The organism is Comamonas sp. GCA5 (assembly GCF_036541385.1).
Lineage (GTDB): Bacteria > Pseudomonadota > Gammaproteobacteria > Burkholderiales > Burkholderiaceae_C > Comamonas > Comamonas aquatica.
In genome coordinates, this window is sequence record NZ_JAZHFR010000011.1 from 25,584 (window position 1) to 47,454 (window position 21,871).

18 protein-coding genes are annotated in these 21,871 nt (G+C 66.8%); 11 read left to right on the plus strand and 7 right to left on the minus strand.

Going from position 1 to position 21,871, the window contains the following annotated elements:
• Positions 1-61: 61 nt before the first annotated feature.
• Positions 62-1,420: a M23 family metallopeptidase gene (locus tag SJH88_RS04510; RefSeq protein WP_420921715.1), complete on the minus strand. Its 1,359-nt coding sequence runs from the start codon at positions 1,418-1,420 to the stop codon at positions 62-64.
• Between the two features lie 185 nt (positions 1,421-1,605).
• Between SJH88_RS04510 and tyrS the strand changes: the two genes are divergently transcribed.
• Positions 1,606-2,838: a tyrosine--tRNA ligase gene (gene tyrS / locus SJH88_RS04515; protein ID WP_043381820.1), complete on the plus strand. Its 1,233-nt coding sequence runs from the start codon at positions 1,606-1,608 to the stop codon at positions 2,836-2,838.
• 142 nt (positions 2,839-2,980) lie between these two features.
• On the opposite strand, the gene SJH88_RS04520 is transcribed toward tyrS, so the two are convergent.
• Positions 2,981-3,433: a bacteriohemerythrin gene (locus SJH88_RS04520; protein WP_274753712.1), complete on the minus strand. Its 453-nt coding sequence runs from the start codon at positions 3,431-3,433 to the stop codon at positions 2,981-2,983.
• Between the two features lie 275 nt (positions 3,434-3,708).
• Here SJH88_RS04520 and glmU point away from each other — a divergent pair, with 275 nt between their 5' ends.
• Both glmU and SJH88_RS04530 read left to right on the plus strand, forming a co-directional pair.
• Positions 3,709-5,148 carry a bifunctional UDP-N-acetylglucosamine diphosphorylase/glucosamine-1-phosphate N-acetyltransferase GlmU gene (gene glmU, locus SJH88_RS04525; RefSeq protein ID WP_274753713.1) on the plus strand — a complete coding sequence of 480 codons (1,440 nt, stop codon included), beginning with the start codon at positions 3,709-3,711 and terminating at the stop codon, positions 5,146-5,148.
• A gap of 6 nt (positions 5,149-5,154) precedes the next feature.
• Complete coding sequence (locus SJH88_RS04530) at positions 5,155-5,934, plus strand: sensor histidine kinase (protein WP_274753714.1); 780 nt, start codon at positions 5,155-5,157, stop codon at positions 5,932-5,934.
• Between the two features lie 56 nt (positions 5,935-5,990).
• On the opposite strand, the gene SJH88_RS04535 is transcribed toward SJH88_RS04530, so the two are convergent.
• On the minus strand, positions 5,991-6,497 hold the full coding sequence (locus SJH88_RS04535) for an Lrp/AsnC family transcriptional regulator (RefSeq protein WP_270149586.1): 507 nt from the start codon (positions 6,495-6,497) through the stop codon (positions 5,991-5,993).
• A 133-nt stretch (positions 6,498-6,630) separates the two neighbouring features.
• Here SJH88_RS04535 and glmS point away from each other — a divergent pair, with 133 nt between their 5' ends.
• The 8 genes from glmS to SJH88_RS04575 all read left to right on the plus strand — a co-directional run bounded on the left by glmS (position 6,631) and on the right by SJH88_RS04575 (position 17,736).
• On the plus strand, positions 6,631-8,529 hold the full coding sequence (glmS, locus tag SJH88_RS04540; RefSeq protein ID WP_154164080.1) for a glutamine--fructose-6-phosphate transaminase (isomerizing): 1,899 nt from the start codon (positions 6,631-6,633) through the stop codon (positions 8,527-8,529).
• A 436-nt stretch (positions 8,530-8,965) separates the two neighbouring features.
• Complete coding sequence (locus tag SJH88_RS04545) at positions 8,966-10,690, plus strand: TonB-dependent siderophore receptor (protein WP_274753738.1); 1,725 nt, start codon at positions 8,966-8,968, stop codon at positions 10,688-10,690.
• Positions 10,691-10,703: 13 nt separating this feature from the next.
• Positions 10,704-10,994, plus strand: a complete 291-nt coding sequence (locus tag SJH88_RS04550) for a hypothetical protein (protein WP_274753715.1) — start codon at positions 10,704-10,706, stop codon at positions 10,992-10,994.
• 3 nt (positions 10,995-10,997) lie between these two features.
• A complete protein-coding gene (locus SJH88_RS04555; RefSeq protein ID WP_274753716.1) occupies positions 10,998-12,695 on the plus strand; it encodes a PepSY-associated TM helix domain-containing protein in 1,698 nt (565 codons plus the stop codon).
• Entirely contained in the window at positions 12,692-13,042 is a 351-nt protein-coding gene (locus SJH88_RS04560; RefSeq protein WP_274753717.1) for a DUF3325 domain-containing protein, read from the plus strand. The genes SJH88_RS04555 and SJH88_RS04560 overlap by 4 nt, the downstream gene beginning before the upstream one ends.
• Before the next feature lie 115 nt (positions 13,043-13,157).
• Entirely contained in the window at positions 13,158-14,339 is a 1,182-nt protein-coding gene (locus SJH88_RS04565) for an efflux RND transporter periplasmic adaptor subunit (RefSeq protein ID WP_420921716.1), read from the plus strand.
• The gene (locus SJH88_RS04570) at positions 14,333-16,336 is read left to right on the plus strand and encodes an ABC transporter permease (RefSeq protein ID WP_274753719.1); all 2,004 of its coding nucleotides are present in this window, start codon (positions 14,333-14,335) and stop codon (positions 16,334-16,336) included. Before SJH88_RS04565 ends, SJH88_RS04570 begins: the two co-directional genes overlap by 7 nt.
• 2 nt (positions 16,337-16,338) lie before the next feature.
• Entirely contained in the window at positions 16,339-17,736 is a 1,398-nt protein-coding gene (locus SJH88_RS04575; protein ID WP_274753720.1) for an efflux transporter outer membrane subunit, read from the plus strand.
• A 76-nt stretch (positions 17,737-17,812) separates the two neighbouring features.
• Here the strand turns inward: SJH88_RS04575 and SJH88_RS04580 are convergent, their stop codons facing one another.
• From SJH88_RS04580 to ytfE, 4 genes are all read right to left on the minus strand, one after another.
• Positions 17,813-18,142 carry a cupin domain-containing protein gene (locus SJH88_RS04580; RefSeq protein WP_274753721.1) on the minus strand — a complete coding sequence of 110 codons (330 nt, stop codon included), beginning with the start codon at positions 18,140-18,142 and terminating at the stop codon, positions 17,813-17,815.
• A gap of 231 nt (positions 18,143-18,373) precedes the next feature.
• Positions 18,374-18,787, minus strand: coding sequence for a hemerythrin domain-containing protein (locus tag SJH88_RS04585; protein WP_042414897.1), 414 nt, complete (start codon positions 18,785-18,787; stop codon positions 18,374-18,376).
• A 65-nt stretch (positions 18,788-18,852) separates the two neighbouring features.
• Positions 18,853-21,132: a nitric-oxide reductase large subunit gene (locus tag SJH88_RS04590; RefSeq protein WP_274753722.1), complete on the minus strand. Its 2,280-nt coding sequence runs from the start codon at positions 21,130-21,132 to the stop codon at positions 18,853-18,855.
• Between the two features lie 22 nt (positions 21,133-21,154).
• Positions 21,155-21,772, minus strand: a complete 618-nt coding sequence (gene ytfE / locus SJH88_RS04595; RefSeq protein ID WP_331699174.1) for an iron-sulfur cluster repair protein YtfE — start codon at positions 21,770-21,772, stop codon at positions 21,155-21,157.
• Positions 21,773-21,871 lie beyond the last annotated feature (99 nt).

The following is a 21,871-nucleotide window of genomic DNA, read 5'->3' on the forward strand; positions in this document are numbered from 1 at the left end:
CATCCGGGAAAAGAAAAGGGCCTCACGCTGGAGGCCCTGGGGAGTCACTGCGCGCAGCGGCTTATTGTGCGCTGGCTTGACGGATCTGCTCGGCAGAAGCCAGTTGCATGTGCATGAATTCGGCGTGCTGCTTGAACTGCTGGCGCACCTTGGCGGAAATCTCGTTCGCTTCGCTCTTGGCGATCACGGTCTGGGGATCCTGGTGGACGCCGTTGACACGGAACTCGAAGTGCAGGTGCGGACCGGTGGCCCAGCCTGTCGCGCCCACGGCGCCAATCGACTGGCCTTGTTCCACGGGCTGCCCCTTCTTGACGTCAATACGGCTCAGGTGGGCGTAGACGGTGACATGGCTGCTGTTGCTGTGCTTGATGAACACCACATTGCCAAAACCGTTTTGCCAGCCCGCAAACTCAACCACGCCGTCGCCCACGGTACGCACCTTGGTGCCGGTGGCGGCGGCAAAGTCCGTGCCCAGGTGCTTGCGCCAGGTGTTGTGGATGGGGTGCATGCGCATGGCAAAGCCGCTGCTGACGCGCGAGAACTCCACGGGGGAGCTCAGGTAGGCGCGGCGCAAGCTGGAGCCGTCCATGGCGTAGTAGGAGCCACGCTTGCCGGGCTCCTGGAACCACATGGCCTGGTACAGCTTGTCGCGGTTGTGGAATTCTGCGGCCAGCACGCGGCCCGAGCGCAGGAATTCGCCGTCGGCTTCCAGGGTTTCGTAGATGACGGAGAAGCGGTCACCTTTGTGCAGGCGGTGGAAATTGACCTCTTCAAAGATGTCGGCGATCTGCACGGCCACGGCATCGGGCAGGCCGGCGGCATCGGTCGCGGCGAACAGGCTGCTGTGGATGGTGCCGCCCGCCAAGCGGGTGCTGGTGGTCAGCGGTGCGCTGGACACGGTGGCGCTGAACTTGCCGTTGGCATCGCGCTCCAGCACCAGGCGCTCGAAGTTCTGGCTGGTTTCGTCCTGGATCCAGCGCACGTTCAGCTTGCGCAACTGGTGGTCGTTGCTGGCTTCGGCGGAGACCAGGCGGCCATTGCGGCTGAACAGGTGCTGGCGGGCCAGCTCGTTGCTGCGCAGGAAGGCGGAGGCGCCCGGATCGGCAATGCCCAGGCGCTGCAGCAACGACTCGGCGGTGTCGCTGGCGCGGGTGTAGTCGGTGCGATAGAGCGAGAAATCGTTGAGGTCCGTCAGGTCCGCCAACGTACTGCCTTCCACCAACGAGGGGACGGTCTGCGTGAGTGTGCGAACCGGCAGTTCAGCGGGATCTGGACCTAGCGAGGCCACAGCAAACGCGCCGCCGCCTGCGCTGAGCATGAGGGCGGCGATGGCTGCGGTGAGTCGCTTGGGGTGTCGCTGAATGGACCGGGCCAGCTGTGCAAGCAAAGCACTGCCGGCAGAAACTAGGCTGTTATTCAAAACATGGTTCCCGGAAGTGGCGCGTACCCTGAGAAGACAAACGACCATGTGAGTGACGGGATACGCTTTCTGTCAGCATAGTTGCCATTGCGCTGTATGCCAATGGCCGGCCGACTAGAATTCGTCACTGCAATCGAGCCCGAAGTATAGCGGGGGCAATACCCCCCGTGCTGGAAAAAACCCTTATGAATCAAAATGCTGTTACAACATACCCGGTCACCGAGGCTGTAAGACAAGCGCTTGAAGTCACGTTGCGTGGTGTGGATGAGCTGCTGCCCCAGGAGGAATGGGCGCAGAAACTGGCGCGTTCGGAGGCCACGGGCGTGCCTTTGCGCATCAAGTTGGGGCTGGATCCTACGGCGCCGGACATTCATCTGGGGCATACGGTGGTGCTGAACAAGATGCGCCAGCTGCAAGATCTGGGCCACCAGGTGATCTTTCTGATCGGCGACTTCACCACGCTGATCGGCGACCCCTCGGGCCGCAACTCCACCCGCCCGCCGCTGACGGCCGAGCAGATCAAGGTGAACGCCGAGACCTATTACACCCAGGCCGCCAAGGTGCTGGACCCGGCCAAGACCGAGGTGCGCTACAACAGCGAATGGTGCGACCAGCTGGGCGCGCGCGGCATGATCCAGCTGTCGGCCAAGTACACCGTGGCCCGCATGATGGAGCGCAACGACTTCCACACGCGCTTCACCGAAGGCAGCTCCATCAGCCTGCACGAGTTCCTGTACCCGCTGCTGCAAGGCTATGACTCGGTGGCGCTGCAGGCCGACCTGGAACTGGGCGGTACGGACCAGAAGTTCAACCTGATGATGGGGCGCCATCTGCAGGCCGAATATGGCCAGCCACAACAGTGTGTGCTCACCATGCCGCTGCTGGTGGGCCTGGACGGCGTGCACAAGATGTCCAAGTCCAAGAACAACTACATCGGTATCACCGAGGACGCCAACACCATGTTCGCCAAGGTGCTGTCGATCTCGGACGACCTGATGTGGGACTGGTACACCTTGCTGTCCTTCCAGAGCCTGGAGCACATCGCCCAGTTGAAGGCCGAGATTGCCGCCGGCGGCAACCCCAAGCACGCCAAGGTGGCCCTGGCCAAGGAAATCACCACGCGCTTCCACAGCGCGGCGGCGGCCGAGGCGGCCGAGCAGGATTTCATCAACCGCTCCAAGGGCGGTATCCCCGACGACATCCCCGAGCTGAGCCTGTCCGGCGCGCCCCTGGGCATCGGCGCTTTGCTGAAGCAGGCCAATCTGGCGCCCTCGACCAGCGAAGCCAACCGCCTGATCGATGGCGGCGGCGTGCGCGTGGATGGCAACGTGGTCAGTGACCGCGGCCTGAAGCTGGACGCCGGCACCTTCGTGGTGCAGGTGGGCAAGCGCAAGTTCGCGCGGGTGACGCTGGCGTGATGTGCGGGGCGCCCTGGGTGCCCCGGGTGTGCGGCCCAAGGCGGTATCTGGAAGCAGGTGCCGCCTTGTTTTTTTCAAAACCAGGAGCGGTTGGCGCTGGCTGAAAAAGGTGTTCAAGGTCTTTAGCCTTGGAAAGCGCCATTCAGCAAGCGCTGGGTGCTTCGCTGGTGATAGCGCCCGGCGCACCGGCCTCGGCGATGGCCGCCTGCAAAAAGGGCACGTAGGCGCGGTCCTCCTGCAGGATGTGGTGCAGCAGCCAGTGCTTGAGAAAGGCCATGGCCTCCAGGTCCACCTCTTCCCCGGCCTCGAAACGCAGCAGCCAGTTCATGGCCTGGGTGGTGAACTGGCCATGCTCGGCCGTGTGCGCCGTCGCCTGCGGGTAGCCGTAGCGCTGGAACATGACCTCTTCCTCGATGAAGTGGTTGTGCGTGTACTCGACCAGGCCCTCCAGCACCTCGCCGACCACCGCGCGGTCCGGGATGGGGTTGTCGAGTTCGTCGTGCAAGGCATTGATCAGCGCCACCAGGTGCTGGTGCTGGGCGTCAACATGGGGGATGCCCAGCATCAAGTCGCTGGGCCACGGCATGAAGGTCATGGGCTCTCCAAATCGGTGAAACATGGGGTGGGGTGGCCCTGCGGCGCACAACGCCTGCCCAGGATGCATAAAGTGCCGGCGCCTTCCAATGGGGGCAGGGCCCTGGCGCAGCGTCTGTCTGACGGACATCAAACGCCGGGCGGCGCGGTGTGGGCTGCGTCCCACGGCACGGTCGCGGTGGCCATGCCGATCACGCCCGGCGCGGCGGCCGGGCGCGTGATAATCGAAGACCATCGCCAGCGTTGGCTGGTTTCACTGTGAGTTGATTGCGTCCCATGTCCCTGAATGCACTCCCCCTGGATATCGTCGTCATGGCTGCCGGCAAAGGCACCCGCATGAAAAGCCGCACCCCCAAGGTGCTGCAAAAGCTGGCGGGGCGGGCCTTGCTGCAGCACGTGCTGGACACGGCGCAGCAGTTGCAGGCGCGCTCGGCCGTGGTGGTGACGGGCCATGGTGCTGCAGAAGTGGAAGCAGTCATCACCGACGCAGCGCGGGCTGACAGTCATTTGGACCTGAAGTTCGTGCGCCAGGAACCCCAGTTGGGCACGGGCCACGCCGTGCAGCAGGCCGTGCCGGTGCTGGCGCGCGACGGCATGGTCGTCATCCTGTCGGGCGACGTGCCGCTGACCCAGGCCGACACACTGGCCGCGCTGGTCGACGCCGCTGCGGGCCAACGCATGGCGCTGCTGACCGTGTCGCTGGACAATCCCACGGGCTATGGCCGCATCGTGCGCAATGACGCCGGCACGGTGCAGCGCATCGTGGAGCAAAAGGACGCCAGCGAGGCCGAGCGCGCCATCACCGAGGTCTACAGCGGCATCATGGCCGTGCCGGCCCAGCGCCTGGCGCAGTGGCTGTGCCAGCTGAACAACCACAACGCCCAGGCCGAGTACTATCTGACCGACATCGTCGCCATGGCCGTGGCCGACGGGGTGGAAGTGGTGGCACACCGCATCACCGACGCGGTGCAGGTCGCCGGCGTGAACAGCCCCTTGCAACTGGCCGAGCTGGAGCGTGCCCACCAGCTGCGCGCAGCCCATGCCCTGATGGAGCAGGGCGTGCGCCTGGCCGACCCGGCGCGTTTGGACCTGCGCGACGACGTGCGCGGCACGCCGGCGCAGCTGCGCTGCGGCCAGGATGTGGAGATCGACGTGGGCTGCATCTTCACCGGACGGGTGGAGGTGGGCGAGGGCGTGCGCATCGGCGCCTACTGCCACATCAGCAATGCCCAGATCGCCGCCGGTGCGGTGATCCACCCCTTTACCCACATCGACGGCGAGAAGCTGGGCGCCCGCGTGGGCGAGGGGGCGCTGGTCGGCCCGTTTGCCCGCCTGCGCCCCGGCGCCGAGCTGGGCCGCGAGGTGCACATCGGCAACTTCGTCGAGGTCAAGAACTCGACCCTGGCCGATGGCGCCAAGGCCAACCACCTGGCCTACCTGGGCGATGCCACGGTGGGCGAGCGCGTGAACTACGGCGCCGGCAGCATCACCGCCAACTACGACGGCGTCAACAAGCACCGCACCGTGATCGAGGCCGACGTGCACGTGGGCAGCAACTGCGTGCTGGTGGCGCCGGTGACCCTGGGGGCGGGCGGCACCGTGGGTGGTGGCTCGACCATCACCAAGAACACCCCGCCCGGCACCCTGAATGTGGCGCGAGGCAAGCAGGTGTCGATCGCTAATTGGCAGCGCCCCACCAAGCAACCCAAGGCCTGAGGCGCCATGCACCCCGTGTTGCCGTCGACCCTGGAGGAGGCCCAGGCCGTGATTGCGCGCCAGCAGCAAGAGCTGGCGCAGTTGCAGGGTGCGCACGAGGCCTGGATGCGTGCCGTGGCGCACGATCTGCGCGCGCCGCTGCGGCATGTGCTGTCCTTCGCCCCGCTGCTGCGCGAATCGGTGGAGGAACTGGCGGCGGCTGCGCCCCAGGCCGCCGACGCCGTGGCCGATGCGCGCGAGTTCACCACCACCATGGAGCAGTCGGCGCGCAAGATGTCGGCCATGCTGGACGGCCTGGCCCAGGTCTCGCACGCGGCGCGGGCGCCCTTGGTCCTGGGCCTGATCGACTGGGGGGTGGTGGCCCGGCATGCGGCGCAGCGCTGGCAGGCCACGCACCCGCAGGTGCAGTGGACGCTGCCCGAGGCCCCGGTGCCCGTGATGGCCGATGCCGCCGCGCTGCAGGCCCTGACCGAGGCGGTGCTGCACAACGCGGTCAAGTTTTCGGCCCGCCAGGCGCAGCCCGTGGTCCGTCTCAGCGCCCAGCCCCTGGACGATGGCTGGTGGCGCCTGCAGGTGCAGGACCAGGGTGTGGGCTTTGACCGCCAGCGTGCCCAGCACCTGGGGGAGCTGTTCCAGCGCATGCACCGGGACGCGGAATTTCCCGGGGTCGGCTGTGGTCTGGCCCTGGTGCAGACCGTGGCGCAGCGCCATGGGGCGCGGCTGGCCATCGAGGCCCAGCCGCAGGCCGGCTGCACCGTGTGCATCGATTGGCCGGGTGCCCTCTGAATCTGTGTCAAAAGTGGCTGTGACGCGCTTGCAGCCTGCGTGGGCAGCTATTGGTTTTACTGCGCCAGCGGCGGCAGGTGCGGGCTGAACTTGGCCCGCCGGGTGGCAAAGAAGCTCTTCACGTTGCGCACATTGCTCTGGGCGGTGAACAGCCGCTGCGACAGCGCCAGGTAGGCTGGCATGTCGCGGCAGGCGACGACCAGCACGAAATCAGGTCCGGGCGAGACGCGCCAGCACTGCTGCACCCCGTCCTCGGCCACGGCCAGGGCCTCGAAGGCCTGCAGCGCTTCGGCGTGCTGGCGCTCCAGCGTCACCTCGATCAGGGCCTGCAGCCCGTGGCCGACCAGCGGGGCCAGCACCTCAGGGCGCACGATGGCGACCTGGCGCTCGATCAGCCCCAGCGCATGCAGGCGGCGCACCCGGCGCAGGCAGGTCGGGGGTGAGATGTGCAGCAGCTCGGCCAGGCGCAGATTGCTTTGCCCCGCGTCGCGCTGCAGCAGGTCCAGCAACTGCAGATCGGTCAGGTCCAGGCTGCCATCAGGTGTTTGAATTTCATATTTCATTGGAAATTGGAATTAAATTTCTTGAATGATTTTTGATGAAATTTAATTTCTGAAACTGTGAAAAATAGATCATAAGTTTTATGGCGATGCTTTTAGCATCGCCCCACCTTCCAACCCTTTCGGAGTTCCGCCTATGTGTGGCATCGTCGGCGCCGTTTCTACGCGCAACATCGTTCCTCTGCTGGTGCAAGGCCTGCAGCGCCTGGAGTACCGCGGCTATGACTCGTGCGGCGTGGCCGTGCACCGCATGGTGGCCGGCAGCCCCATCAGCCAGGGCCTGCAGCGCGCCCGCAGCACGGCGCGCGTGGCCGAGCTGCTGGAGCAGGTCACCACCGACGACCTGCAGGGCCTGACCGGAATCGCCCACACCCGCTGGGCCACGCACGGTGAACCGGCCGTGCGCAACGCCCACCCGCATTTCAGCTATGGCCCGGGCGAAACCGTGGACGGCGGCAAGCCCGCGCGGGTGGCGCTGGTGCACAACGGCATCATCGAGAACTACGAGGCGCTGCGTGCCGACCTGCAGGCCAAGGGCTACATCTTTGCCAGCCAGACCGACACCGAGGTGGTCTGTCACCTGGTGGACAGCCTGTACGACGGCGATCTGTTCGAGGCCGTGAAGGCGGCGCGCGCCCAGCTGCATGGTGCCTATGCGATTGCAGTGATGCACAAGGACGAGCCGCACCGCGTGGTCGGCGGGCGTGCCGGCTCGCCCCTGGTGCTGGGCGTGGGCCAGGACAACAGCGAATTCTTCCTGGCCAGCGACGCCATGGCCGTGGCCGGCGTGACCGACCAGATCGTCTATCTGGAAGAGGGCGACCTGGTGGACCTGCAGCCCGGCCGCTACTGGATCAGCAACAAGAGCGGCCATGCCGTGCTGCCCGAGCAGCGCCCGGTCAAGACCGTGCACGCGCACAGCGGTGCCGTGGAGCTGGGCCCCTACCGCCACTACATGCAAAAGGAAATCTTCGAGCAGCCGCGCGCGATTGGCGACACGCTGGAAGGCATCGTCAACATCGCCCCCGAGCTGTTTGACGGCGCCGATGGCACGGCGGCCTGGCGGGTGTTCCAGGAGATCGACAACGTCCTGATCCTGGCCTGTGGCACCAGCTATTACAGCGGCTGCACCGCCAAGTACTGGCTGGAAGGCATTGCCGGCATTCCCTGCAACGTGGAAGTGGCCAGCGAATACCGCTACCGCACCAGCGTGCCCAATCCCCGGACCCTGGTGGTCACCATCAGCCAGTCGGGCGAAACAGCGGACACCCTGGCCGCCCTGCGCCATGCGCAGAGCCTGGGCATGGCGCACACGCTGACCATCTGCAACGTGGCCACCAGCGCCATGGTGCGCGAGTGCAAACTGGCCTACATCACGCGGGCCGGCGTGGAAATCGGTGTGGCGTCGACCAAGGCCTTCACCACGCAACTGGCCGGCCTGTTCCTGCTGACCCTGGCGCTGGCCCAGTCCAAAGGCAAGCTGACCGAGGCCAAGGAGCAGGAGTACCTGACGGCAATGCGCCACCTGCCCGTGGCCTTGCAGTCGGTGCTGGCGCTGGAGCCCCAGGTGGTCAGCTGGGCCGAGAACTTTGCCAAGCACCAGAACGCGCTGTTCCTGGGGCGTGGCATGCACTATCCGATCGCGCTGGAAGGAGCGCTCAAGCTCAAGGAGATCACCTACATCCACGCCGAGGCCTATCCCGCCGGGGAACTCAAGCACGGTCCGCTGGCGCTGGTCGACAGTTCCATGCCGGTGGTGACTGTGGCGCCCAACGACGAACTGCTGGAAAAGCTCAAGAGCAACATGCAGGAAGTGCGCGCGCGCGGCGGGGTGCTGTATGTGCTGGCCGATGCCAAGACCAACATCGACAACGCCGAAGGCCTGCACGTGATCCGCATGCCGGAGAACTACGGCGCCCTCAGCCCCATCTTGCACGTGGTGCCGCTGCAACTGCTGGCCTACCACACGGCCGTGGCGCGCGGCACCGATGTGGACAAGCCCCGCAACCTGGCCAAGAGCGTGACGGTCGAATAAGCGACGCCAGCGATGGCTGGCTGTTGTTGTTCTGGGTAATTAAAGTCGTAAACCGGCAAATAAAGTCGTAAACACAGGGCAAGCATTCATGCGGGTTTGCGGGGCGGTGATTTGTAACCGTAAAGTCGTAAACCCAAGCGGCTCTTTGTGATTTTTGCCAGTGATATCTAGACTTTCATCGCTGCAGATTGATCTCTTTTGCTACGAAAAAAGCGCTCTGATGGAGCGCTTTTTCTTCTATGGGGCAGGCGCTGCATGTACAGCGAGATATAGAGGGCGTCTGATCACACAAAGAGTCGCTTGAAGAGTCCATAGGTTCTATCAGGCAGTTATGGGCGTAAAAGCATGCGTGGAGAGCACACGACTAGAGGGCAGCCGAGGCTGAGCAACCGTTTGCTTCAGTTGATGCAGACGACTGCTATGCAGCGCGGACGGGCTGTTTGGCGCGGGTGAGGCCGGCGGCGTGATCAACTTCACCTACAAGCGCGCGTTGCCCCAGCGGCAGATGCAGGTGCTGATGTCGGGCGGCACGCTCAACAACTACCGTGCCGAAATCGATGGCACCGGGGCCCTGAATGCCGAGGGCAGTTTGCGTGGGCGTTTTGTGGCGGTCCACCATGACCGCAGCGAAATGGCCGATCCCTCGCGCCTGAAGCGGCAGATGCTGTACGGCGTGCTGGAGCTGGATGTGGGCACCGACACGCTGCTGATGCTGGGCGGCAGCTACCAGAAAGACCGCAACACGGGCTTCAATGCCAGCCTGCCGCGCTATGCCGACGGCAGTGACATCGGCCTGCCGCGCGACACCAACATGGGTGCCCCCTGGAACTGGATTGCGCGCGAGAACAAGACCGTGTTTGCCAAGCTGGAGCACCAGCTCTCCAACGCTTGGCAATTGAAGGCGCAGCTGCGGCACACGCGCTTTGAGGAAGGCGTGAACGCGGCGGAAATTGAAGGGACCCCCGACCCCGTCACCCTGCAGGGGACCGACTGGTGGATCCACCAAAACCAGTCCCGCGCACGGGAAACCAGCCTGGACATGCACCTGCAGGGCGGGTTTGACGCCTGGGGCCGGCGCCATGACGTGATCGTGGGCTGGGACATGCAGCGCACCAACGATGTGGTGCGCAGTCTGTGGCCCAGGATCGGCCCTGCCGACATCTTTGACCGCACGCCACCCGCGGACCCGGGCTACCCCCTGGGCAACTGGACCAGTGGTTCGCAAACGCGCAACCAGAAGTCGGGGCTGTATGGCTCGCTGCGTCTGCGGCCCGTGCAGGACTGGGCGGTGGTGCTGGGCGGACGTTACACGCTGCAGGACCGCAACACGCAGCATGGCATGGATGGTGCATTGAATGCGCAAAGCCGTGAAAGCCATGTGTTCGTGCCCTACGCTGGCGTGGTCTATGACCTGTCGAAGACCATCAGCCTGTATGCCAGCACGGCAGAGATTTACCAGTCGCAAGCCGGCAAGTTCTCGGCACCGTTGCCGGGCACACCGCTGGACCCGGTGCGGGGGCGCACCTATGAACTGGGGATCAAGGGCGAGTGGACCAAGGACCTGATCGCCAGTGCCGCCCTGTTCCGTACGGAGAAGAAGGGGCAGGCGGTGGTGGACCCCGCCTACCCGCAGACCGACTGGCGCGGGGGCTGCTGCTATTTCCGCGATGGCTACCAGCTGAGCCAAGGCATCGACCTGGAGCTGACCGGCCGCGTCACCCCCAACCTGCAGGTGGCCGTGGGCTACACCTTCAACGACAACGAAGACAAGCGCCAGGGCGATGCCCAGTTCAGCACGGTCACGCCGCGCCATTTGTTCAAGGCCTGGGCCGACTACCGCCTGGGGGGCGTTTGGCGCGGCTGGAGCATGGGCGCGGGGGTGGTGGCGCAGAGTGCGCATTTCCGCGCCAGCGGCATCAATGCCTACAACCCGGGGACGGGGCGCTATGACGGCGCGTGGACGCCGTACCAGTTCACATCGCCGGGACACGCTGTCTGGTCCGCACGCCTGGGCTATGCCGTCAACCCGGACTGGAGCATCGCCATGAACGTGGGCAACCTGTTCGACAAGACCTACTACAGCACCGTGGGCTACGCCGGCTATGGCAATTTCTATGGCGAAAAGCGCACGGTGACCGTGACCCTCAAGGGACGTTTCTGAACGGGGCATGGACATGAGTCAAGCAAGCACCCGCCAGTTGGGCGTGGGTTGGACGTGGCGTGCCCTGGTGGCGGTCCTGGGGGGGTATGCCCTGGCCAGTGCCTGGGCGGTGTTGTGGGGGGCGTGGGATGCCGCGCGCGTGGACGGCATCCTGGCGGGGGAGCAGACCGGTTGGCTGGCGTACGTGGCTGCCATGATCTGGGCGTTCTCCCCGGTGGCGCTGGCCCGGGTGGTGGGCGTCTTTGCGGCGGCCACTCTGGGCCTGTTGCTGGCGGCCGTGTGGCTGGCACAGCGGGGGGGCTGAGCGATGCAGCAACCTCTTTCTCGCAGTGGTGCGGCGCAAGGCGGATGGCGGCAGGCGCAGGCCTGGCTGCACACCTGGTGTGGCCTGTGGTGCTCCTGGCTGCTGTTTGCCATCTTTCTGACCGGTACTTTGGCGGTCTTTGCCGAGCCCATCACCCACTGGATGACCCCGGAGCACCATGCCGAAGAAGCGGCGGCGCAAGTCTCTGACAGCGAGGCCGAACCGACGGGCACCCTGCACCAGCGCCTGGCGTGGGGCCTGGCCTATATGGCGCAGCAGCACCCCGGGGCTGGCATGTGGGAGCTGTGGCCGGCCGATGCCCGCGGCGCGGGCGAGCTGCGCGTGTACTGGCTGGATGCCCAAGGCCAGTACGTTGCCGCCCAACTGGACCCGCGCACCGGCACCCCCTTGCCGGAGTCCAGCCACCCGCCACTGCGCCAGACCCTGGGGGGGCACCACTTTGTCAACTTCCACTACGAACTGCACGCCGGCCGGGTGGGGTTGTGGATCGTCGGGGGGGCGGCCCTGGCGATGCTGGTGGCCCTGGTCAGTGGCGTGATCACGCACCGGCGCATCTTGAAGGACTTCTTCACCTTTCGCCCTGGCAAGGGGCAGCGCAGCTGGCTGGATGCCCACAATGCCGTGGCGGTGCTGACGCTGCCCTTCCAGCTGATGATTGCCTATACCGGGATCGCTCTCTCCGGCCTGACCTTCATGCCGGCCGGCATTGCGGCGTACTTTGGTGTCGGCCAGGAAGGCACGCGCACTTTTCTGGCCGCCCTCAACGAGCCAGGCAAGCCCCAGCGCACAGGGCACGCCATGGCGGTGCCGGAGCTGGAGCCTTTGGTGCTGCGCGGGCAGGCCCTGATGGGACAGCCCGTGCGCGCGGTGGTCATCGACCACCCCGGTGATGCGGCTGCGCGTGTCGGTGTCTATGGCTGGAACGACGTCGACGGCACGCGCCAGCGCCTCAGTCCGACCAGCGGCATGGCCATGTTCTCGGCCGCCACGGGGGACGTACTGCAGGTGCGCCAGCCGGGCGAGGTGGATGGTGGCACGCCGTCACTGGTGCAGTCCGTGCTGGGCGGCCTGCACATGGTGACTTTCGGGGGGCTGGCGCTCAAGTGGGTCTACTTCGTCTGCGGCCTGGCCGGCAGCGCCATGATGGCCACGGGGGCGATCTTGTTCGTGGTCAAGCGCCGGGCCAAGCACCTGGGCGAGTTCGGCAGCGCGACCGCAGCGGTCTATCGCCTGATCGAAGGGCTGAATGTGGCAGCGGTGGCCGGCTTGGCCGTGGCCTGTATCAGCTTTCTGTGGGCCAACCGCCTGGTCCCCCTGGGCTTGCCCCACCGGGACGACTGGGAGCTGGTGGTGTTCTTCGGCCTGTGGGCGCTGGCCGTGCTGCACGCCTGGGTGCGTCCACCGGCTGCGGCCTGGCGCGAACAGCTCGGCGTTCTGGCGCTGCTGTGCCTGGGGCTGCCCGTGCTGAACTTCATGACCACCGGGGACCACCTGGCCGCCCACTTCCGGGACGGGGATTGGGAAAGTGCCGGTGTCGAGCTGTTTGTGCTGGCGACCGGTATCGCGGCCGCCGCCGTCGTGCGCCGGTTGCACCGTGCCCCTGCGGCGCAATCCAGACGCAGCGTCTCGGTGGCCCGCAAGGCCGCCGGATCCATCGCACAGCCGGAGTCGGGCGTATGAGCATGTGGCAAGCCTCGGTGATTGCAGGGCTGCTGGCCTTGGGCGGCATGGCGGCGCTGGCATGTGCCATGGACCGCCACTACCCGCAGTGGTCCGGGCGGGACGAGATTCCGCTGCCCCTGTGTGTGCTGCTGCGGGGTGGGGGCCTGCTGCTGCTCGCCAGCGTCTGGGTGCCCTGCGTGCTCGGCTGGGGGGCTTCGGTCAGCACGGTGGCCGCCCTCGGGTTCTGGTCCCTGGGGGCGCTGCTGACCGCGGGCGGGATGTCGTGGTCGCCGCCCTGGACGGTGCGTGCCGGCGCGACCGCTGCCTTGTTGGGGGCGACGGGCTGCGTCCTGGCGTGGCTGTGAGGGGCGCCGTGGTCGATTTGGCAGGCCTTGATGCAAGGCGGGCGACGGCCTGTGGCGGCCGCGTGGACTGGTCCACGGCGCCAGCCGATCAATTTTTCTTGAAAGTGCCGCTTTGATGCAGCTTGGTGGAATGAAGCGTTGGGCCGTGACGGCCTTGGTGGTTGTGGGGTGCGCTGGGGGCGTGTTGTGGGCGGCCAGCCGTCCCAGAACGACGTACCAGACGGAGCCGGCGGTGCGCGGCGATGTGGAGGCCACGGTGACGGCAATTGGCACCTTGCAGCCGCGCCGCTATGTGGATGTCGGGGCGCAGGTGTCGGGGCAGATCACGCGCTTGCTGGTGGCACCGGGCGCCACGGTCGAAAAGGGTGCCTTGCTGGTCGAGATCGATCCCAGCGTGCAGCGCGCCACCGTGGATGCCGGGCGGGCCTCGCTGGCAGGTTTGCGCGTGCAGCTGGCGGAGCAGCAGGCCCAACACCGGCTGGCCCAGCAGCAGTGGGACCGCCAGCAGCAGATGGACAGGGACGGCGCGACGCGCGAAGAGGATGTGCAGTCGGCCCAAGCCCAGTTGGTGGGCGCGGCGGCGCGCGTCGAGCACCTGAAGGCACAGATCGCGCAGACGCAGGCCACGCTGCAGGCCGACGAAGCCCGCCTGGGCTATACGCGCATCTACGCCCCGATGGCCGGGACCGTGGTTACGGTCGAGGCCCGTGAAGGGCAGACGCTCAATGCCACCTACCAGACGCCCAATATCCTGCGGATTGCCGATCTGACGGCGATGACGGTCTGGACCGACGTGTCGGAAGCCGATGTGCGCCGGGTGAAGCAAGGCATGCCGGTGTACTTCACCACGCTGGGCAGTGCCGGCCAGGACCAGCCGCGCCGCTGGCACAGCCATGTGCGCCAGGTCTTGCCTGCGCCGTCGGTCAGCCAGGCGGCGGCCGGTGCCGTGGCAGGCACGCCTGCGCCGGCCACCAAGGCGGTGGCCTATACGGTGCTGTTCGACGTGGACAACCTGGATGCCGAGCTGATGCCGCAGATGACCGCCCAGGTGGTCTTTGTCACGGCCCGCGTCGAGCAGGTGCTGACCGTGCCCCTGGTGGCGGTGCAGCCAGGGGCGCAGGAGGGCGAGCAGGTGGTGCGGGTCCTGAATGCGCGTGGACAGCCAGAGCCGCGCACGGTGCACACCGGGGTGCGCAGCCGCCACCGGGTGGCCGTGCCGCAGGGGCTGCAAGAGGGCGAGCCGGTGATCACGGGTGAAACGGTGAACGCGGGCGGACTGCGGTGGCTGCAATGGTGAGTGTCGACGCCGCAGCACTGCCGATGGCCGCAGACGACACGGTGCCCTTGATTGCCCTGCGCGGCATTGGCAAGCACTACGGCGGTGGCCGTGGCGGCCCACCGCAAGTGACCGTGCTGCATGGCATCGACCTGGAGATTCACGCGGGGGAGTTTGTGGCGGTGGTGGGCAGCTCGGGATCGGGCAAGTCCACGCTGATGAATATTTTGGGGTGCCTGGACCGCCCCAGCCACGGCAGTTACCACTTTCAGGGCCAGGATGTCGGGCTGCTGGATGCGGACGCCTTGGCCTGGCTGCGCCGCGAAGCCTTTGGCTTCGTGTTTCAGGGCTACCACCTGATTGCGAGCGAGACCGCCCAGGAGAACGTGGAAATGCCGGCCATCTATGCCGGCCTGCACCCGGACGCCCGGGCGCAGCGGGCCCAGCAGTTGTTGGCGCGGCTGGGCCTGGAGGCCCGGCGGCACAACCGGCCCCACCAGCTGTCGGGCGGGCAGCAGCAGCGGGTATCGATTGCGCGCGCGCTGATGAATGGGGGGGACGTCATCCTGGCCGATGAACCCACCGGGGCCCTGGACTCCCACAGCGGGGCCGAAGTCATGGCGCTGCTGCACGAACTGGCCGATGCCGGGCACACGATCGTGCTGATCACGCACGACCGGGCGGTGGCGGCCCAGGCACGGCGGGTGATTGAAATCCACGACGGCCGCATCGTCAGCGACAGCCGGGAGCCTGCCCCGGCGCCCCGGGAGGCGGCCTTGGCAGAGCCCCCAGAACTGGCGCGGTCGCCTGCGGCCACGGCGGTCTGGTGGGCCGACCTGCGGGAAGCGGCACGCAGCGCCTGGCGTGGCATGGTCATCAACCGGGTGCGCACCAGCCTGACCTTGCTGGGGATCGTGATTGGCGTGGCCTCGGTGATCGTGATGCTGGCGATTGGCGAAGGTGCACGCCGCCAGGTCATGGAGCGCATGGGCACCATGGGCACGGCCATCCTGTACATGGGCAGCAAGCCCCCGGTCACAGGCGGGCCGGCAGGGCAGTTGACAGAGGAAGACCTGCAGGCCGTGCGCGAGCTGGCAGAGATCCGGCGCGTGCTGCCCGTGATCGGTGACCCGGTGACGGTGCGGTACGGCAGTGTGGACAAGCAGCTCTACGTGTTTGCTGCCAGCGAGGAGATGCCGGCCGTCCACCACTGGTTGGTGGCGCAAGGGCGCTTTTACACCGCCGCTGAAGACCACGACCTGGCCCCCCTGGTCGTGCTGGGGCACAAGGCTTGGCAGCATTTCTTCCCCGATACCCCCCATCCCTTGGGCCAGCAACTCATCATCGGTACCTCGGCTTTCGAGGTGATCGGGGTGATGAGCGAGCGCGGCGCGGAGTCCGGGGCGCAGGACTATGACGACATGGTGTTCATCCCCTACAACGCAGGCCGCGCCCGGGTCTACCAAAGCCAGACCCAGCCGGACTATGTGGTGGTGGAGGCCATGTCTTCCGCGGACGTCCACGCAGCAGAAACTGCCATGCGGCAATTGCTGATCGCCCGCCATGGCGGGCGGGAAGACTTTGGCATCGGCAATGCGGCTGCGCGCATCCAGGCGGAGGCCGCCACCCGCCAGAGCATGGCCATGATGCTGGGCCTGATTGCCGCCGTCTCGCTCGTGGTGGGCGGCATCAGCGTGATGAATGTGATGCTGATGACGGTGAAGGAGCGGACGCGCGAAATCGGCATCCGCATGGCCGTGGGTGCGCGCCAGCGCGACATCCTGCGGCAGTTCCTGGCAGAGGCCAGCCTGGTGACGCTGGTCGGCGGCAGCGCCGGTCTGTTCGTGGGGCTGGCGCTGGGGGCGGTGCTGATCGCCGTGGGGGTGCCGGTGGTGTTTTCCGTGCGCGCCATGCTGGGTGCCTTCGCCTGTGCGGTGATCACCGGGCTGGTCTTTGGCTACAAGCCCACGCAGACGGCAGCTCGCCTGGATCCGGTGCGGGCTTTGGCAGGAGAGTAGGAATGCAGCGATTTACCACCGCCGGCGCATGTGCGGCGGTCTTGGCCTTCACGGGATGCACCGCACCCGTGGTGGACACCACCCACTGGGCGCCGGCCCTGCCTGCGCAGTGGCAGCAGGCCCCACAGGGGGGCTTGTCCGGGGTCGGCCGGACCTGGTGGCGCAGCCTGGGCAGCGCCGAACTCGATGCCCTGGTGGCCCAGGCCGAGCGTGACAGCTGGGATGTGGCTGCGGCCACCGCCCGTGTGCACCAGGCGGCTGCCAGTGCCCGACTGGCAGGCGCCCAGTTGCTGCCGGAGTTGACCGCCGGCGTGGAGGCGCGCCGGGAAGACCGCCTCGGTGGCCAGGCCTCGGTCAACGGCTCGCGCTATGGGGGCAGCCTGTCGGCCAGCTACGAACTGGACTTCTGGGGGCGCAACCGGTCTGCACGTGCTGCAGCTGAGTCGGCGTGGCGGGCCAGTGCCCATGACCGCGACACCGTGCGCTTGACGGTCACGGCAGGCGTGGCCAGTGCCTGGCTGCAAGCGGTGGCGCTGCGCGAGCGCGCGGACATTGCCCAGTCCAATCTGCGCGCAGCGGAACGCTTGCTGCAACTGGTGGACGCCAGGGTGCGGGCCGGGGCTGCTTCGCCGCTGGACCTGGCCCAGCAGCGCGGGCTGGTGGCCACACAGCAGCGCAGCCTGGCCCTGCTGCTGCAGCAGAGGGTCCAGGCGCAAACCACGGTGGGCATGCTGCTGGGGCAGGCACAGGAGCTGCCCATCGCGGCACGCAGCGTGATGGCGTTGCGGCCCTCGGCGCTGGATGCCGGGCTGCCTGCGGCATTGCTGGTGCGCCGCCCTGACGTGGCACGGGCGGAAGCGCAGCTGGCAGCGGCGCACGCCGACGTGGCGGCCGCCCGCGCCGCCTTGCTGCCGCGCGTAACGCTGACCGCCAGCTTGGGCAGTGGTGATGACCGGTGGCATCGCCTGTTCGACAACCCCCTGTACACGCTGGCCGCCGGTCTGGTGGCCCCGGTCTTTGATGGGGGGCGGCTGGCGGCGGGGCACGAGCGCGCACAGGCCCGGCAGGTCGAGCTTCTGGCCACGTACCGGCAGACCATCGTCCAGGCCGCAGGGGAAGTGCAGACCTCGCTGCACACCCTGGCAGGGGTGGACGCGCAGATCCAGGCACAGGGGCAAGAGCTGGAGCAAGCGCAGCGTGCACTGGGGCTGGCCGAGGTGCGCTACCGCGCCGGTGCGGAAAGCCTGCTGGTTTTGCTGGAGACACAACGCGTGCTCTACGCGGCCCAGGACCAGTCGGTGCAACTGCAGCTGGAGCGCTTGCAGGGTCATGTGGCCTTGTACAAGGCCCTGGGCGGTGGGTGGTCCCCCGAAGTTTTGACGGACGCGCCGTCCTCATAGCGGGCGGCAGGCATGGCCCGCCGCATGCCGCCAATGCGGCACGCGGGGTAGCGCCTGCGGCCCGACAGTCCCAGGCTCAGGGTTTCAGACAGATGGTGACCAAGGCACTGGCGTCGGTCACGGCGTGGACCGCGTGCACCGTGTGCCGGGTGAGGAACAGCAGGGCGCCGGCTTCCAGCCGGACGCTGCGCGCCTCCAGCTGAATGTCGAGGCTGCCTTCGAGGCAGTGGATCGTGACCTCCCCGGGCACCTTGTGCTGCGGGAAGGACCGGCCCGCCAGCAGGACCAAGCGCAGGATCTCGAGATCCTCCGACTTGAACAGGGCCGAAGTTTTCGCGTCCGCAAGGCGCAGCCCCAGTGGGCGTACGTCGAGGGCCTGGCCGGGTGATGCATGTGCAAGTGCCATGTGAATCCTTCCGCAGTCCGGGGGGAATGTACAGCGAGTGGTACCGATTTCAACCATTTTTCCTGTGCCTGGCAACACCGGGGGAATGCCGGGTCTGAATGCCCTGAGGCGGGGTTCCAGGGGGGCGAGACCCGATGCAGCGCCGTCATGCATGGCGTCGGATGTGAGACACCCCGCAAAAAAAGGGCCCTGCAAGCAGGGCCCAAGGTGCCACTCTCAAAAAACAATGACCTAGGCCAGAGCCTCGATGCGTGGGTAAAACTCGCGGTTCTCGCGCTGCATGCGGGCATGCAGGCGGCGCAGCACATCGTTGGCATCGGCGCGGAACCCTTCGGTGTCCGCGCGCAGGCGCTGTGCGGTGTTCCAGCGGCGTACAAAGCCGTCATAGGCCTCGGCCAGCTGCGCCATTTCGTCCTGGTACAGCTGCCCCATGTGCGCCATATCGGCATCGTGGCTGCGCTGCAGGGCTGGGTACAGGGCCTGGTCCTCCACGGCCAGGTGCAGCTTGATCACGGCGCTCATCCCCACAATGCCGGCGGCAATCGCGGGTGCGTTCGGGGCCACGCCCGCATGGGTGAGTTGGCGCAGGGCTGCCAGGCGCGCCAGGATGTCGGCGTGCTGGTGTTTGAGTTTGTCGATCTGCATTCGAGGGTCCTTCTGCCGCGTGCACCCCCAGGAGGGCGCACGCGCGGTCTTTCTTTCCATCGTTGTTATTTCGCCGGAATGACGGTGGCGCTGGGGTGCGAGGCGGCCGAGGTCCCGCGCACGCCGCTGACCACCTGCCAGGCCATGGCCACGGCACCGACGATGAACACCACGTCACCGAAGGTGCGCACCCAGCGCAGCGTTTCCAGCAAAGGCTGCTGCATGAAAGCTTCGCTGCGAGCCCACCACAGGCCTTCGCTCACGCTGGCGTGGAACTGCAGGATGCCGATGGGCAGCAGGCTGGTGGCGATCATCAGCACCAGGCCACCGTTGAGGCACCAGAAGGCGGTTTTCATCAGACCTTCGCTGAACACCAGTTGCGGGCGCACATAGCGCAGCACCATCAAGGTAAAGCCCAGGGCCAGGAAGCCATACACCCCGAACAGCGCGGCATGGGCGTGCAGCGGCGTGGTGTTCAGACCCTGCACGTAGTACAGCGAGATGGGCGGGTTGATCATGAAGCCGAACACTCCGGCACCCAGCATGTTCCAGAAGGCCACGGCCACGAAGCACATCAGCGGCCATTTCACCTGCTGCATCCAGGGCGCACGGCGTTGCAGGCGCCAGTTCTCCCAGGCCTCATGGCCCAGCACGATCAGGGGCACCACTTCCAGCGCGCTGAAGGCGGCCCCTACGGCCATGACCGGGGTGGTGGTGCCGGCAAAGTACAGGTGGTGGAAAGTGCCCGGAATGCCGCCCAGCAGGAACAGCGAGGCCGAGGCCAAGCTGGCGGTGGTGGCCATGCGGCGCGACACCAGTCCCATGCTGGAGAAGACGAAGGCCAGGCCGGTGGTGGCGAAGACTTCGAAGAAGCCCTCGACCCACAGGTGCACCACCCACCAGCGCCAGTACTCCATGATGGTCAGGCTGGTGCGCTCGCCGTAGAACAGGCCCGCGCCGTAGAACAGGCCGATGGCACCGCACGAGCAGGTCAGCAGGGCCAACAGGTTCTTGTCTTCACCATTGCGGGCCAGCAGTGCCGGCAGCACGCCGCGCAGCATCAGCACCAGCCACAGCAGCATGCCCACCCATTTCAGGATTTGCCAGAAGCGCCCCAGGTCCACGAATTCGTAGCCCTGGTGGCCCAGCCAGAAGTTCCACTCCGGCGGCATGATCTGGGCGATGGCCAGGTAGTTGCCCACGAAGGAGCCGACGCAGACCAAGACCAGCGCCCAGAACAGCACGTCCACGCCCAGCTTCTGGAACTTGGGGTCCTTGCCGCCGTTGATCACCGGCGCCAGGAACAGGCCCAGCGCCAGGAAGCCCGTGGCGATCCAGAACAGGGCGCTCTGGATGTGCCAGGTGCGGGTGAGCGAGTAGGGGAACCACTGCGACACGTCGATGCCGTAGAACTCCTGGCCTTCCACCGTGTAGTGCGCGGTGAAGCCCCCCAGCATCACCTGGAAGATGAACAGGCCGGCCACCAGCAGCAGGTATTTGCCCAGGGCCCGCTGCGAGGGCGTGAGGGCAAAGCGGGTCAGCGGGTCCTGGGCCGGTGCGGCCGTGTCCTCACCGTCCTGGTGGCGCAGGAAGGACCAGCCCCAGACCAGGAAGCCCACGCCGGCCAGCAGGATGACCACGCTGGCAATCGACCAGACCACGTTCTCGCTGCTGGGCACGTTGCCGATCAGTGGCTCGTGCGGCCAGTTGTTGGTGTAGGTGACCTTGCTGTTGGGGCGCTCGGTGGCGGCGGCCCACGCGGTCCAGAAGAAGAACTTGGTCATCTGTGCCCGGCGTTCGGCGCTGGGCAGGGTGTTTTCCTTCATGGCGAAGCTCTCGCGGCTGCCGCGCAGGGCGGGAGCGTCGGAGAACAGCTGGTCGTAGTAGGTCGCCGTCTGGGCCATGGCCTGGGCACGGCGCTCACTGACGGTCAGTGTGTCGTCGGCCCCTACGCGGTTGCCACGGTACTCGGCCTGCAGTTCGGCGCGCAGCGCGGCCTGGGCGCCCACGTCCAGATCGCCGTAGGGCTTGTGGTGGCGCTCCTGTGCGGCCATCTCCAGCCAGGCGCTCAGCTCGCGGTGCAGCCAGTCGGCCGTCCAGTCGGGTGCCTGGTAGGCACCGTGGCCCCAGATGGAGCCCAGTTGCATGCCCCCCACCGACTGCCACGCGGTCTGGCCATCCAGGATGTCGTCCTGGCCAAAGAGCTTGTGCCCCTGGGCGGTGACCACCTGGGCGGGAATGGGCGGCGCGGCGCGGTAGATGTCGGCACCCAGGTAGCCCAGCAGCGAAAACATCACGATGCACAGGCCGATCAGGGTGAACCAGTGCTTTTTGTACGGACCCATGGTGGAGCCTCCCAATCAATGTTCACAGCACCTGTGCGGGCGCGAAGCGCTCGAACAGGATGTTGTTTTCGGTGTGGATGTGTTGGATCAGGTCGTCGCGGAAGCTGCGCAGGCCGGTGTAGAGCGCGCGCCAGGTGGTGCAGGCGTCGCGCGGCGGGGTGATGCCCTGGGTCAGCGCATCCAGGCGGCGCAGCTCGCTGCCATGGTCGTCGTGCTCGGCGCGCATGGCGGCGATCGGCATGTTGGCCATGCCGCCGCGGCCCTGCGTGATCATCGGGAACAGCACCAGCTCTTCCTTGCGCATGTGGCTGTCCAGTTCCTGGGCCATGGCCTCCAGGTGGTCGGCCAGGCCATTCGGGCAGTCCTCGCGGTCACCATGCACCTGCTCCACGCGGCGCGCCAGGCGGATCAGCTCGGGCAGCTGTTCGCGGTGCACGGCGTGGTAGCGCACCAGCAGGTGCGCGATCAGCTGCGCATCGCTGGCGCTGCTCCAGTCTTGGGCCGGCTCGGGGGCGGCGCGCTGCTCCAGCGCTTGCAGCGCCTCCACCAATGGCTGGGGATCGATGCCCAGGCTTTGTGTGGCGGTGCGCAGGCTGCGGTTGCCCGCGCAGCAGAAATCCAGCTGGTGGGCATCGAACAAGCCGGTGGCACCAGGAATGCGGCGGCAGCTGGCCCAGGGATTGTTCCAGGTAAGACATGGAGGGTGTCCTCATCAAGGTGTCGGAGGGGGGAAGGCAGC

Excerpts from the sequence above, each read along its gene's own strand:
- tyrS (WP_043381820.1), top strand. The coding sequence starts at position 1,606 with ATGAATCAAAATGCTGTTACAACATACCCGGTCACCGAGGCTGTAAGA.
- SJH88_RS04520 (WP_274753712.1), bottom strand. The coding sequence starts at position 3,433 with ATGACCTTCATGCCGTGGCCCAGCGACTTGATGCTGGGCATCCCCCAT.
- glmU (WP_274753713.1), top strand. The coding sequence starts at position 3,709 with ATGTCCCTGAATGCACTCCCCCTGGATATCGTCGTCATGGCTGCCGGC.
- SJH88_RS04530 (WP_274753714.1), top strand. The coding sequence starts at position 5,155 with ATGCACCCCGTGTTGCCGTCGACCCTGGAGGAGGCCCAGGCCGTGATT.
- SJH88_RS04535 (WP_270149586.1), bottom strand. The coding sequence starts at position 6,497 with ATGAAATATGAAATTCAAACACCTGATGGCAGCCTGGACCTGACCGAT.
- glmS (WP_154164080.1), top strand. The coding sequence starts at position 6,631 with ATGTGTGGCATCGTCGGCGCCGTTTCTACGCGCAACATCGTTCCTCTG.
- SJH88_RS04550 (WP_274753715.1), top strand. The coding sequence starts at position 10,704 with ATGAGTCAAGCAAGCACCCGCCAGTTGGGCGTGGGTTGGACGTGGCGT.
- SJH88_RS04555 (WP_274753716.1), top strand. The coding sequence starts at position 10,998 with ATGCAGCAACCTCTTTCTCGCAGTGGTGCGGCGCAAGGCGGATGGCGG.
- SJH88_RS04560 (WP_274753717.1), top strand. The coding sequence starts at position 12,692 with ATGAGCATGTGGCAAGCCTCGGTGATTGCAGGGCTGCTGGCCTTGGGC.
- SJH88_RS04565 (WP_420921716.1), top strand. The coding sequence starts at position 13,158 with ATGCAGCTTGGTGGAATGAAGCGTTGGGCCGTGACGGCCTTGGTGGTT.
- SJH88_RS04570 (WP_274753719.1), top strand. The coding sequence starts at position 14,333 with ATGGTGAGTGTCGACGCCGCAGCACTGCCGATGGCCGCAGACGACACG.
- SJH88_RS04575 (WP_274753720.1), top strand. The coding sequence starts at position 16,339 with ATGCAGCGATTTACCACCGCCGGCGCATGTGCGGCGGTCTTGGCCTTC.
- SJH88_RS04580 (WP_274753721.1), bottom strand. The coding sequence starts at position 18,142 with ATGGCACTTGCACATGCATCACCCGGCCAGGCCCTCGACGTACGCCCA.
- SJH88_RS04585 (WP_042414897.1), bottom strand. The coding sequence starts at position 18,787 with ATGCAGATCGACAAACTCAAACACCAGCACGCCGACATCCTGGCGCGC.
- SJH88_RS04590 (WP_274753722.1), bottom strand. The coding sequence starts at position 21,132 with ATGGGTCCGTACAAAAAGCACTGGTTCACCCTGATCGGCCTGTGCATC.